This window comes from Filimonas lacunae (genome assembly GCF_002355595.1).
GTDB classification, from domain to species: Bacteria; Bacteroidota; Bacteroidia; order Chitinophagales; family Chitinophagaceae; genus Filimonas; species Filimonas lacunae.
On the sequence record NZ_AP017422.1, the window covers coordinates 6800806 to 6815151 of the forward strand.

General features: G+C 43.2%; 9 protein-coding genes. 3 read left to right on the forward strand and 6 right to left on the reverse strand.

Features of this window, described 5'->3' with window-relative positions:
- Positions 1-289 precede the first annotated feature (289 nt).
- Entirely contained in the window at positions 290-1924 is a 1635-nt protein-coding gene (locus FLA_RS26795) for a TldD/PmbA family protein (RefSeq protein WP_076376129.1), read from the forward strand.
- 2 nt (positions 1925-1926) lie between these two features.
- A complete protein-coding gene (locus FLA_RS26800; protein WP_076376131.1) occupies positions 1927-3261 on the forward strand; it encodes a TldD/PmbA family protein in 1335 nt (444 codons plus the stop codon).
- Positions 3262-3351: 90 nt separating this feature from the next.
- Here the strand turns inward: FLA_RS26800 and FLA_RS26805 are convergent, their stop codons facing one another.
- The 6 genes from FLA_RS26805 to FLA_RS26830 all read right to left on the reverse strand — a co-directional run bounded on the left by FLA_RS26805 (position 3352) and on the right by FLA_RS26830 (position 12669).
- Positions 3352-4368 carry an isoaspartyl peptidase/L-asparaginase family protein gene (locus tag FLA_RS26805; protein WP_076376133.1) on the reverse strand — a complete coding sequence of 339 codons (1017 nt, stop codon included), beginning with the start codon at positions 4366-4368 and terminating at the stop codon, positions 3352-3354.
- A 37-nt stretch (positions 4369-4405) separates the two neighbouring features.
- Positions 4406-5236, reverse strand: a complete 831-nt coding sequence (locus FLA_RS26810; RefSeq protein WP_076376135.1) for a CvfB family protein — start codon at positions 5234-5236, stop codon at positions 4406-4408.
- A 200-nt stretch (positions 5237-5436) separates the two neighbouring features.
- Positions 5437-5907: an ankyrin repeat domain-containing protein gene (locus FLA_RS26815; RefSeq protein ID WP_076376137.1), complete on the reverse strand. Its 471-nt coding sequence runs from the start codon at positions 5905-5907 to the stop codon at positions 5437-5439.
- A gap of 324 nt (positions 5908-6231) precedes the next feature.
- Complete coding sequence (locus tag FLA_RS26820) at positions 6232-6627, reverse strand: response regulator (RefSeq protein ID WP_076376140.1); 396 nt, start codon at positions 6625-6627, stop codon at positions 6232-6234.
- Positions 6624-11138 carry a chemotaxis protein CheB gene (locus tag FLA_RS26825; RefSeq protein WP_076376142.1) on the reverse strand — a complete coding sequence of 1505 codons (4515 nt, stop codon included), beginning with the start codon at positions 11136-11138 and terminating at the stop codon, positions 6624-6626. The genes FLA_RS26820 and FLA_RS26825 overlap by 4 nt, the downstream gene beginning before the upstream one ends.
- 10 nt (positions 11139-11148) lie before the next feature.
- Positions 11149-12669 carry a GAF domain-containing protein gene (locus FLA_RS26830; RefSeq protein WP_076376144.1) on the reverse strand — a complete coding sequence of 507 codons (1521 nt, stop codon included), beginning with the start codon at positions 12667-12669 and terminating at the stop codon, positions 11149-11151.
- Between the two features lie 410 nt (positions 12670-13079).
- Here FLA_RS26830 and FLA_RS26835 point away from each other — a divergent pair, with 410 nt between their 5' ends.
- Positions 13080-13625 (forward strand): YciE/YciF ferroxidase family protein, encoded by a 546-nt coding sequence (locus FLA_RS26835; RefSeq protein ID WP_076376146.1) that lies wholly within the window; start codon positions 13080-13082, stop codon positions 13623-13625.
- Positions 13626-14346: the final 721 nt, after the last annotated feature.

A 14346-nucleotide genomic window follows, 5' to 3' on the forward strand; every position in this document is an offset into this window, starting at 1 on the left:
TCAGAAAGCAGCAGTGCTCCCTGTTTTGAACAGGTATCTAAAACTAGCAAAAGCGCCTGTGACCACACCATCGCGCATGCATGTAGTTCATGTATATATCTATTATTCTTATGTAAGTATTAATGGATGTCAGCAGCCTGCACTGTTAACTGACCTGACAGCACACTTCCCAATCTTCTTCCTTTTGTTTAACCGTTCATCCTAAATGCACACACCCGGTAAGTAGAAAAAGGTAAATTCCCTATCGTTATTTCTTCCTCTATTCATCACCTCAAACACCAGAACTATCGTGAAAAGAAGAGACTTTTTGTACATGACAGGTATGGGACTGGGCGCAACGTTATTGCCGGGTATTCCTTCTTTTGGCAAAGATGTTCCGCTGGATAGCCCGTGGACCACTGTTGATGTAGCCATTAAAAAACAAATGGCCGATGTGGTACTCAACCAGGCCAGAAGCAAGGGCGCCACCTATGCCGATGTGCGCATTGGCCGCTATTTAAACCAGTTTGTAGTAACACGGGAAAACAAAGTACAGAACATTACCAATACCGAATCGTACGGCATTGGTATACGTGTTATTGCCAATGGCAGCTGGGGTTTTGCCGCTACCGATAAACTGGATACAGACAGCATTGCCAAGGCAGCGCAACTGGCTGTGGAGATTGCCAAAGAAAATTCGCGACTGTTAAAAGAACCGGTAATACTGGCCCCGCAAAAAGGCTATGGCGAAGTAAGCTGGAAAGCCCCTATTGAAAAGAACGCCTTTGAGGTGCCTATTAAAGACAAGGTAGATTTGCTGTTATCTGTGAACGATGCCGCTATGAAAGGAGGAGCTAATTATGTAAACTCTATCCTCTTCCTGGTGAACGAACAAAAGTACTTTGCTTCAACAGACGGCTCTTACATCGACCAGGACATTCATCGCATATGGCCTACGTTTACCATTACCAAAATAGACGATACTACCGGCAAGTTTGAAACCCGTAACGCGTTAAGCGCACCTATGGGCATGGGCTATGAATACCTGTTGCCACGGGAGTCGGACAAAATAAAAGGCGTTACCACTTTATATAAGCAACGCTACGATATGCTGGAAGATGCACGTAACGGCGCATCGGAAGTGATACAAAAAATGAAAGCCAAATCGGTTGAAGCGGGTAAGTATGATTTAATATTAGACCCATCGCACCTGTGGCTTACCATACATGAATCGGTAGGCCACCCTACCGAGCTGGATCGTGTGCTGGGCTACGAAGCCAACTTTGCCGGCACCAGCTTTTTAACGCTGGATAAATGGCAAAGCAAAAACTTCAACTTTGGCAGCAAACTGGTAAACATCATGGCCGACAAAAAACAGCCCGGCTCGTTAGGCGCTGTAGGCTATGATGATGAAGGTGTTGCAACCAAAGAATGGCCTTTAATAAAAGATGGCATACTCACCAGTTACCAGGCCATACGCGACCAGGCGCATATACTGGGCCTGCCGGCTTCACAAGGTTGTTGCTATGCCGATAACTGGAGTAGTGTACAGTTTCAACGTATGCCCAACGTATCGCTACAGCCAGGCGCCACCAGCCAGTCGCCTGCCGACCTTATTAAAAATGTAGAAAAAGGTATTTATATTATAGGAGACAGCTCTTACTCTATCGATCAGCAGCGTTATAATTTCCAGTTCAGCGGCCAACTGTATTTTGAAATTAAGAACGGCAAAATTGCGGGCATGCTAAAAGATGTGGCCTACCAAAGCAATACACAGGAGTTCTGGAATTCGTGCAGCGCTATAGCAGGGAAAGAAGATTACCGCCTTGGCGGTTCTTTCTTTGATGGTAAAGGTCAGCCCAGCCAATCTAGTGCTGTATCGCACGGATCGTCCACAGCACGCTTTAATGGAGTAAACGTAATTAACACAGCCAGAAAAATATAATTATGCCTATACTTAGCAAAGAAGAAGCACAGGCATTACTGAAAAAAGTGATTGCCTTTTCCAAAGCAGATGCCATAGAAGTGAACCTGTATGGGTCGGATGGCGGCAACATACGCTACGCACGTAACGCCGTATCTACCAGCGGTGGCATCAGCACTACCGGCCTGGTGGTACAATCGTCCTATGGCAAAAAAGTGGGTACTGCCACTATTAATGAATTTGATGACGCATCGCTGGAAAAAGCCGTTCGCCGTTCAGAAGAACTGGCCCACCTGGCGCCTGAAAATCCCGAATTCATGCCCAACCTGGGGCCGCAGCAATACCAGGAATCGAAAATGTATGTGCCAGCAACAGCCGCCATTAACCCCAAACTACGTGCAGATGCCGTAGCCAAAAGCCTGGAGGTGGCCACACAAAACAACCTGGTAGCAGCCGGCTTCTGGGAAAACGCCACCCGCTTTTCGGCTATGATGAACAGCAACGGCCTGTTTGCCTACAACACCGGCACCGATGTTAGCTTTAACGTAACCCTGCGCACACAGGATGGTAAAGGTTCGGGTTATGCCTCTAAAGGATATAACGATATCAATAAGCTGGATGTAGCAGCCGCCACCCGCATAGCCGCACAAAAAGCAGCCAACTCGTCCAGCGCCAAAGCACTGGAACCCGGCAAGTATACCGTGATACTGGAACCAGCCGCCGCCATTGTGTTACTGGAAAATATATTCTTTAACATGGACGCGCGCAGCGCCGATGAAGGCCGCAGCTTTTTAAGCAAAGCAGGCGGCAAAACCAAATTGGGAGAAAAGCTGGTTGATGAACGCGTAAACATTTACTCCGATCCATTAAACCCCGATATGCCTACCAGCACATGGAGTGGTGATGGACGCCCACAGGAAAAAATAAAATGGATAGAGAACGGGGCTATCAAAAACCTGTATTACAGCCGTTACTGGGCCAAGGAAAAAAATGCCAAATCAGTACCGTTTCCGGACAGCATTATTGTAGAAGGCGGCAGCGCTTCTCTGGAAGACCTGATTAAAGGCACCGAGAAAGGCATACTGGTTACCCGTTTGTGGTACATACGCGAGGTAGATCCACAAACATTACTCTACACCGGCCTTACACGTGACGGGACTTTTTACATAGAAAACGGCCAGATCAAATACCCGATTAAAAACTTCCGCTTCAACGAAAGCCCTATCATTATGCTCAACAACCTGGAAGAACTAGGCAAGCCTGAGCGTACGGTTAGCGGCGAATCGGGCATACAGGCATTAATACCACCGATGAAAGTGAGAGATTTTACATTCACCTCTTTATCAGACGCCGTATAGGCAGAATGCTTTTACAACAAAGTTCCTTATACAAAACAGGGTGTATCAGATCAGTGATACACCCTGTTTTACTATTACATCTTATCCCGGTTATATAAAGTATTTGGATGCCACCATTTCGTTTTTATTCTCACCAGTGCATACCGCATAGGTAAAGCCTTTTTGAATAGCAAATGCACCATATTCGCCTGCTTTATTAATAGCAAGAAAGCCTACCTGTATATCCTTTACATTGCCTTTATTTCTTTTTACAATACGCTCTACAGCTAGCTTACAGGCTTTTTCGGGACTATAGCCCTGGCGCATCAGTTCTACCACCAGGTGTGTGCCACACACCTTAATCACTTCTTCGCCCAAACCGGAAGAGGTAGCAGCCCCTACTTCATTATCTACAAACAAGCCAGCACCAATAATAGGCGAATCGCCCAGGCGACCACGCATTTTAAAGCCCATACCACTGGTGGTACAGCTACCCCCAAAATTGCCTGCAGCATCCAAAGCCACCATGCCAATGGTATCGTGGTTTAAATCGCCATTGCTTAAACGTGCAGGAGCAAAAGGACCGTGGCCAGTATTTTCAATATTGACAACAGGCTTGTATTCTGATTTTTTCAACCATTCTTTGTAAGAAGCTTCTGCATCGGCAGAAAGCTTATCGGCTTCCAACGGAAAACCTTCCGCAACAGCAAAGCGCTGTGCGCCTTCTCCTACCAGCATTACGTGCGGCGTTTTTTCCATCACCCTTCTGGCTACAGAAATAGGATGTTTTATTCTTTCCAGGAAAGCCACACTGCCACAGTTGCCGTGTTCATCCATAATAGAAGCATCCAGTGTTACATGGCCATCACGGTCGGGATTAGCCCCCAAGCCTACGCAGCAGTTGATGGAATCTTCTGTTACTCTTACGCCGGCTTCTACCGCATCCAAAGCACGGCCACCTTTTCCTAAAATTTCCCACGCCGCCTTATTGGCTGCAATGCCCTCATTCCAGGTGGATATAACAATAGGCTTATTTCCCGCAGGTTGTTTACGGGATGCCATCGATAAAAAAGGAAGAGAAGAAACACCCAGTGTTCCCATCTTCAAAAAATGCCTTCGATGTAACATGTGTAGTTTTGGAATTTATATGAGTATGGATATGGAACTATTCTTCTAACTTAATGCCGGTTTGGGTAAAGCTGATCTTCTTTTGCTTGTACAAAGCACCGGTGGTCATTTTAAATGTTTTCTTGCTCATCCCAAACACGCGGTAAATATCTTCGGGATCAGACTTATCATGATAAGGCAAATAGCCATCGTTTTTCTTCAACAGGTTTAACACCTTTTCCGTTTCGCTTTCTACACGATCGTAACCACGAACGCCCGCTTTTACATCTATTTTGTTGTCCTCCCGTATTTTCTTAATAAAACCAGACAGTTTATCTCCCGGCTTTAAATCTTCATACACCTCATCAAAATACAGTACGCCTGTATGTACATTGTTGATAATGACCACATAGCCAATATCACTTCTGCGATACACTACCAGGTCTACGGGGTCGTTCTCTTTTACCGTAAGATCATCGTTACTAAGCAGACGGTCAATTTTTTCTGTGGCCGCCACCCGGCCGGTTTGTGCATCAATGTATAATGATACCAGGTATTTACCCCCTTCCCGCATAAAGCTTATCTGCTGGGATTTAGCCACAAACAGATCCTTCATCAGGCCCCAATCTAAAAAAGCGCCTTGCGGAGTAACTGCTACCACTTTCATCATAGCCATATCTCCCACCACGGCTATCGGCTTTTGAGTAGTAGCAATTAACCGGTTATCAGAATCGTGGTACAAAAACACTTCCAACTCGTCTCCTACTTTGGCGCCAGGGGGCACAAAACGTTTGGGCAGCAGGATGCCTTTATCGCCATCATCTAAAAAAACACCTATTTCAGACTGACGAACCACTTTTAACGTGTTGAATTTTCCTACCTCGATCATAATTCCGGATTTTGGTAAAGGTAAAGAATAGTGTTGGGGCATAATGGAATATGCTAAAAAGAGAAAGAGCCGCTACGGGGAGCGGCTCTTTCCACATTAGGATAATTGGAATATAAAAAACGGGGACTTTATAGTCGACAGCAATTGCTTGCCATCTTCAATAAAAAGTTTAAACACCTATGTTGATACCTTACTGTTTATTAACGCTGCTTAGCGTAGTTTTCTTTTACGCCGCTGCCGCCTTTTTCCATAAACAATTTAGCGATGGTGATTTTTTCAAAGTCTTCTGCTATACTAAAGGCTGTTTCGCCTACTTCATTTCTGATTGAGATGCGTGCACCTGCTGCTAACAACAGGTTTACCATTTCTTCGTTACCTCGTAGGGTTGCTTCCATTAAAGCCGTGTTACCCATTTCGTTCTGAACATCCACTTTAGCACCGTGGGCCAGTAACATTTTTGCTGAAGCAAAGCTACCGCTTTTAGCCGCTTCCATCAATAGTGTGTTTCCACTATAATCTGCCGTATTAACCTTCAAACCATGGCGTAAACACATGGCCACAGTAGTTGAGTCGTTCAATTTAACTGCATCGAAAATGCCTAATTGTTTTTGACCAAATGCTGAAGCGCTTACCGCGATTGTGAACAGAGTAGCTAATACTGTAGTTTTCATGATAATCTATTTTTTCTTGATTAACAGACACTTAGTTTTCGTTCAGCGTCTGTTCATTTTGTTCAGAGTACGTTTATTGTGCATAGTTACGACTTTATGTGGCTTTTAGACTCCCCTCAAACGCTGGAGAAGGCTCTGGAAGCGACTTTCAGATAAGTAACTTTTTGCATAAGTAATATGTACCCAACTGTACAGTAATAGCTTATGTTCATTTTTCCGGTTGGCTTAAATGATCCTAAAGGATTCTTAAAAAGCCTTCAAAAAGCTGCTAAAAAGTTTTAGTGAAACAAAAATCGGATAAATCAGCCAGAAAAAGTGTGATTTCTAGCTTAATTTCAGAAAGTCTTGCACCATGGCAACATATTCATCATAAGAACTGGGTTTTACCACTATGGAAGCAGCCCCAAGTTTTTCGCATTCGCCTATAAACGAAGCATCATTATAAGTGGAGTAGATAATAACGTTGATGTTTTTGTAGCGGTGGGTGTTTTTCAGGTATTCCAATGCTTGCTTACCATTCATCTTAGGCATGTTATGATCCAGGATAATGAGGTTAGGTAAATGCCCGTCTTCTGTAATGCTTTCCAGGAAGCTGATTACTTCCAGACCGTTTTCTACCACACTCAGCGTTGCCTTGCTATCACCCAGCAAATCAAACACTTCGGTAAATATCAAACGGTCATCACCATCATCATCCGCTAAAAGAATTTTCCTTATCATACTAATGCCTCACTATACTGCTTAACAGGTAATAATAACATAAAGGTAGCGCCTTCGCCCTCCTTACTATGGGCAGAGATGAGTCCGCCATGCTTATCAATAATCTTTTTGGTTATGGCAAGACCTATGCCACTTCCTTCAAACTTGTCTTTTGAATGCAGTCGCTGAAATAAGGTAAAGATGCTGTTTTTAAACTGATCATCAAACCCTATTCCATTATCGCTTATGGTAATAATGCAATATTCACCATCTGTAGCAGGTTCACTATCAAATGATTTATCCCGCACCAGCTTATTTTCTATCCTAATAACAGGCTGTACATCAGGTCTTATAAACTTCAATGAATTGCTTATCAGGTTTTGAAACACCTGCCTTACCTGCCCGGGTATCACCTCTATTACCGGCATCCTGCTTACATGAATACTGGCTTTCTTTTCAGAAATCGGAATTTCCAGGTCGTCCAGTATATCTTCTACAACAACGTTTAAGTCGGTAGGTTCAAACGAATAATTATTGGCTGATAAACGGGAGAAGTTCAACACATCCGTAATCAGGCTACGCATACGGTTAGAGGCGTTCAATATCCTGCTCAGGTAGCTTTGCGCTCCCTCATCCAAATGTTCCGAATACTTATCCTTGATCATTTTACTGAACATATGAATTTTGCGCAATGGCTCCTGTAAATCGTGCGAAGCCACAGAAGCAAATTGCTGCAAATCATTGTTACTCGCTTCCAGCTCTCCGTTTATCGTTTTCAACTCAGCAGTACGTTGCGCCACTTTCATTTCCAGCACTTCGTTCACCACCTTTTGCTCATGAATATCCGTATTGATAATCAACCAGTCAATAATGTTCCCATGGTCATCTTTACGCACCCTTGCCTGCAAAAGATTCCAATGATACGCCCCATCAGCACGCATTAACCGCACCTCCATCTGAAAGCCTGTTTTTGAATCAGTGGCCTGTTCCCAGGTTTTGTTCAGCAACACCAGGTCTTCCGGATGCAGGCTTTGCTGCCATTTGCCCCTTACTGCTTCTGATGCTTTTATACCCGTATATATTTCAAACTGATTGTTTACAAAATCCACCTGCCTGTCTACCCCTGCCATCCATATTGCCAGTGGCACTGATTCTGTTAAAAATTTACGTTGTGCAATGTTGCTGGCCACTTCACGTTCGGCATTCTTTAAAGCAGTAACATCTACCATAGAACCCAGCATACGGTAAGGCGTATTAAACTCATCATGTAATACATAGGCCCTGTCCAGTATAAAGGCATAGGAACCATCCGACTTCAGGAAACGGTATTCGGCTGTCCATTGGCTTTGATGGCTGTTGATAACAGCATAAATACTCTTTTGCACTTTATCACGCTCATCCGGGTGAATTTTACTTAACCAGAATTCGCGATCGTAATTACTACGCTCGTAACCGAACATATTAAAGAAAGGATCATTCCACCAAACCGTATTATTTACAAAATCCCAATCCCAGATAGCATCGTTAGTTGCCTGTGATACCAGCCTGAAACGCTCTTCGCTTTTAGACAGCTCGCGTGTTCTTTCACCCACCATCTGCTCTAGCTGTGTGTTCAGCACTTTCAGGTTTTCTTTAACCGAAATAAGCTCGTTAAAGTTTTTACGCAGTTTTTGCTCGGCAGTTTTTTTAGCAGTAACATCGGTGTAAGTAGCCACAAAGCCATCTTTCATTTTCACCGCAGTAAGCTCATACCACCTATTCCCTTCTTCCACAAAAATGTCTTCATTCAGCAATACATCCTGCTGTACCACTTTCAGGTACTTATCAAACAACTGCCCTTGCACAAACAAGCCTCCTTCTTTTTTAAGCGACTTACCCAAAAAGGTTTCCTGATCGCGCTGTAAAAAGCGGGCAGTTGTTTGATTGGCTGTTTGAAAAGTGAAATCAATGATATGATGATCGGCATCGCGCACCGGTCTAAACGCTACTATAGCACTGTGACTGGTATTAAAAATGCCCCTGATGATGTTATTTAAATCAGTAATAGCGGTAATATCCACAAAGGCAATTACAATACCGCCTTTTACCCGGTCTTGCTTCAGATAAGGCAGAATACGAATAAGCAGGTTTTTACCATTCAGCAACTGTACTTCTTTCTCCAGCATAACGCCGGTTTTCAATACAGTATAAATGTCATCTGCCAGGTTTTCGTAACGTATGTTGGTAGAGATATGACTGATAGGGCGGCCAATATCCGTTTCAATGAAGTTGATCATTTTCACGGAAGCCGGGTTAAACTTACGGATACGTAACTCTTCATCCAGAAACACCTGTCCGATATCCGAACTGCGGAAGTAGTTGGTGAGGTCGTCATTCAACTCTATCAGTTCTTTTATTTTCAATTGATGCTCTGTATTAAGCGTATGCAACTCTTCGTTTAACGATTGCAACTCTTCATTACTACTTTGCAGCTCTTCGTTTGCCGACAACAGCTCTTCGTTACTACTCTGCAATTCTTCATTCGTAGTTTCCAGACCTTCCACCGCCATTTGCAGGCTATGCTTTGTTTCCTGTAATTCGGCCTCCAGCTCAGCCACATATTCCTGTTCTTTCCATTCTACCTCGGGCACCACATGCGCTTTACCTGTGGCCAGCTGGGCATCATCTACCAGGGCGTCGCCAAGTATTACCAGTGTATGCAGCTTGCCGGCCACTACAGCAGGCGGCTTTACAATTAAACTGGCAGCATGCCACTGATCTTTTTTACGATAACGTATGTGTTTTAAAACAACCTTCTGCTCGGTTTTCCACGAATTTTTAATAGCGCCGCCTAATACAATAGACAAGTCCTGCGGCAGCATTTTAAGCAGGTTTAATTTCAGATTCTTTTTAGGCAAGGATAAAAACTGCTCATAACTACCCCACGACTCCCGTATCTCGCATTGCTGATCTATATAAAAAGCGGCGTATCCTAAATCTTCTGACAAGGCTTGCTGAAAATCATCTTCCAGCCTGTTCTTGTTCTTTTGTGCACCGCGGCCATCTTCTTTATTTCTTTGAGCCTGCTTTACGCCACCATCCAACGAGTAAGCAAACAAGCCGGACGAATGCTTTACACTACCCACACGCTGAAATATTTTCCACTTCCCGCTTATTTCATGCAGGGCATCTTTTACAGACGTGGGCGTTTCGCTACTACCTAAAAACAAAATACCATCCTGCTGCAAGCCAAATACCAGCACCGATAACACTTTTTGCTGCAGCACCGGGCTCATGTAAATAAGCATGTTACGGCAACTTACCAGGTCGTTTTTTATAAAAGGTGGATCTTTAATAATGTTGTGCCGGGCAAACACAATCTGCTTACGTATGCGCGGTATAATGGTATACCCCGTAGCATCTTTGACAAAATAAGTATCCAGCAAATTGCGGGGTATACTTTTTTCAATAGCAAAAGGATAATGCCCACGTGAAGCCACCTCAATGCTTCCATCATCAATATCGGTGGCAAATATTTTCACTTCATTGCGCATCTGCAGCTTTTCCAGGCACACATCAAACAAAATGGCCATGGAATAAGCTTCTTCACCTGAACTGCATGCCGATACCCATACTTTAATAATCTCGCCCGCTTCTTTACGCTTCAGGATGGCCGGGATAACACTATCCTGCAATAACTCAAAAGCCGGTTCATCCCGGAAAAAGCGGGTAACGCCTATTAAAAAATCCTTCCCCAGACGAATACACTCTTCAGGGTGCGCACGCAGGTAATCGACATAAGCCCCCAACTCCCGAATATCATAATGAGCCATGCGGCGCGAAATGCGCCTGATAATGGTGGGAGTTTTATAGTAATGAAAATCAAAGCCCCCGGTTTGATGAATGAGGGTAAATACCTCTTCCAGCAACCCATCGTTTTCGTGTGAGCTTTCTGGTATAAAAAGTGGCCTGTGATGAATAAAACTAAACAACTCATCAGGCATATCCGAGGGCGGCAATACGTAGTCGGCATTACCCGAAGCAATAGCGCTGTTAGGCATTCCATCAAACTTGGCCGTAGCCGGGTCCTGCACCATTACTATGCCGCCTTTCTCTTTAATAATCTCTATTCCTTTGGTGCCATCTGTTCCGGTACCCGATAAAATGATAGCAATCGCATTTTCCTGTTTTTCTTCTGCCAGTGTAGACAGGAAAATATCAATGGCCGTGTTGGGCACCAAATCCACCTTCTTATCAGCCAGCAACAACTTATTCCGCCTAATGGTCATCAGCTTCTTATTCGGAATCACATACACGCAATTCTTTTCAATGACCCGTTCATGCTCCGCTTCAAACACTTTCATTTGTGTATGCCGCGAAACCAATTCTACCAATAAGCTTTTATGATCGGGAGATAAATGCTGTATGATAACAAAGGAAAGGTTATTGGTTTCGGGCATATGGTCGAAGAATTCATGAATAGCCTCCAAACCACCGGCAGATGCACCAATAGCTATAATAAAATGATCACTTGTTTTCGCTTTCCTCTCCACTAATTACTATTTAATTACCACCATACCTGGTAGTGTATTCATAAATAAAACTGCGAATGCTTTCTGCCACCTGCACTTCTTCGTGCTTCCAGGGCAACGAAGTATTGCGCACTGTTTGCTTCCATAAACGGAAAGAATGCCGGGGATGATAGTTTTTAGCATCCGGCTCAAAGCGGATGGCATCGTCCGGATTACCTCCCCAGTTAATAGTACGTACCACCTCTGGCCTGAATACAACCAGATATTCTTCTTTCACATTATCCACCGGAATTACCAGTACGCCACTGGCTATATTTGTATACTCAACAGCATGTTCATACACATCAGATAAATGATGGTGGTAAAACACCTGTTGCAACTTTTTAGCATTTAACCACAACCCAAGGTCTTCCAGGTGTTCTTTATCAGGCACCTTGCCTTTAACCACAGCATGCCCCTCTTTCAAAAACACGGCCCCTTCGGCATTAAACAGGGACAGCAGATTATCCCCACTGTCTTCAAATCCTTTGACAATGCTTCCGGAAGTATAAATCTGTTCTACCAATTGCGTTCTGCGCTCGCTTATAGTCGCTGCCACATTCATTTGCTCGCGGTTTTGCAGCGAGGCTATTTTTGCAGAGATCACATTCGACAACAACTCAAACACCGAACATTCCTGGTAGCTCATAGGCTTGGCCGTGCGGTGATGACAGGCTATTAAGCCCCACAAGCTTTCGTTGTGTATAATGCGGGTGCTCATAGAAGCCACCACCTGCATATTTTTCAAATACTCTACATGTACCGCAGCCACTCCCCTGATATTACAATCTGATAAATCAACAAATGAATTGGTAAGCGGGTTGATAACCGGGTACAGCTTTACAGGAACATAATCGCGGTCGGGAATAAAACGATAAGGCGTTCTCAGGTACAATGCACGCGCCTGCTTAGGAATATCCGAAGCCGGAAAGGTAAAGCCCATATAGGACTCCATCCCTTCCTCCCGCTCTTCTGCCACTACAGTTCCGTTCCAGTTTTCATCAAAGTAGTAAATCATTACTTTATCAAAACCAGACAGTTTTTTCAATTCCCTGGCAGCTGTTGTACACACATCTTCTATGCTTCTGCATTGATCAATTGCCGCCATGGAATATTTTACATCCTGATATACATCTACAAAGGAGATGTCGCCGTCGCTCTTATGATCCAGCAATTCCAGTTCTACCAGCAGGTATTTCTCTTTGGAATGCACCAGAGCCAATAACTTACGGCCTTTAATAACCAGTGATACCGGAATTTTTTCCTGAATATTACCTTCCAGCTTTTTATTCAATATATCAATAGAAACTGCGTCCAGGAAATTATATAAAGGTTGCTGCAGCAACTGATCAACAGGCTGCTCAAATATTTCATCTGCATTTTCACTCGCCTGAACAATAGTCAGTGCTTGTTTATCCAGCACCAGCAATACTCCGTAAGGTTGCACCAGGTTAATGTAATGGATAGGCAAACTGCCGCAAAACTCAGAATCGTAGTTTTTATCATTGCTCATATTCCTCTATCCTATTTTTTAAAGGTGGTAAATAAAGTGCATTTTGCATGCCAGTATTCCTCCTGTTCTATGGCGGAAAAAAGCATGCGTGCGACCATCTTTTCTGTGTCCGGTACTACCCGGCTATGCCGCCCGGAATACGACAGCCTTATAGTATATATCAGCTCGTTCATTAACATACAATCTGGTTGGTTTGGGAGATAGAATCAGGTTGTTTTTTGCTAGCGGGTATTGCTAAACTACATTGATTGCCATGCAATAACAAATTTTACATAATCAATTTGTAAGACACCAGCCTCATTGCTCAAATGGGGTAATTTTCTCTACACCTAACCTGGCTACCACCCGCTTACCCCCGCTTCGCAGGTATAGCGGAATGCTTTTTTAAGGCATTCCTTTAAAACATCCTTATGAAAACAACATCCCCATCTAAAAAGCCTGCATTAGACAACAGCAAGCTCAATAACTTTTTTATAGACAGCTTACAGGACATTTATTATGCCGAGAAGCACCTGGCAGAAGCATTGGAAACACTGGAAGAAAAGGCCACCACCGAAAGCCTGAAAGCTACTTTTGCCGAACACCGCGCCGTTACCAAAGGGCAAATTAACCGGTTGGAAAGAGTGTTTGAGCTAATGACAGAACAGCCTCAAACGAAAACCTGCCATGCTATTAAAGGCATTATCAAGGAAGCAGAAGCCATTATCAAAGAAACCGACAGTGATACTATTACCCGGGACGCAGCTCTTATTATGGCAGCCCAAAAGGCCGAACACTACGAAATTGCCACGTATGGAACACTGGTACATTTAGCAAGGGCCCTGGAACAAAATAAGGTAGCCGACCTGTTACAGGAAACACTGATGGAAGAAAAAGCAGCAGACACTGCCCTTTCTGATATAGCAGAAAGCTTTATAAATGAAATGGCTAGCGAAGAAGCAGAAGAAAATGAATAAGCGTTAGTTTTTCGGCAGTAAAAACAACCAATTTTTCCCGTGTTCACGTAGTAATCAGGCAGTTAACAAACTCCTGATAAATAGGCAAGCTAAAAAAGTTGAAAAAATATTTACACATTATTAAAAATACAAATGTTTTCAAAAACACTTTATTTCCATTTTTTTCAAAAAGAAAAAACATTTACTCCATTCATTTGTAGTAAATGGATTGAAAAAAAATGTTTTTAAAGCCAAAATGAAACATTAAATAATTTTTCATATGACATATTTTGCCCCATTTGTGAGCATATTGTTAATTACCGTTTTAGGTGTAGGAGGTTAGCGTTTAGGGTTGTAGCTTTGTGTAAGAAATTTAAAAATCAGCTATATTCTATATAGATAAAATATTCGAAGATTTTCTCATAAGCAGTTAGTTTTGGTTGCGGCCCCTGTTTCAACAGGGGCCAATTTATTACAATAATATCAATCTACCAACCATTATTTAGTTTTAGCAGATATTTTTCCTCATTTCACCTACCCCCTATATTAAGGTAATCACCACCTTAAATACACACATTCAAATAGTTATAATAAAAACCACCGCTTGGTTAAACGGTGGCTAATAAATCTGCACAGAGTTGAATAAGGGAACGGATTGAGACTTTCTTCACATATAGCAGTGCAAAGAAAGAGTAGTACCTTATACCGGACAATACCTATAAAAGGGTATTTCAATGTTCAC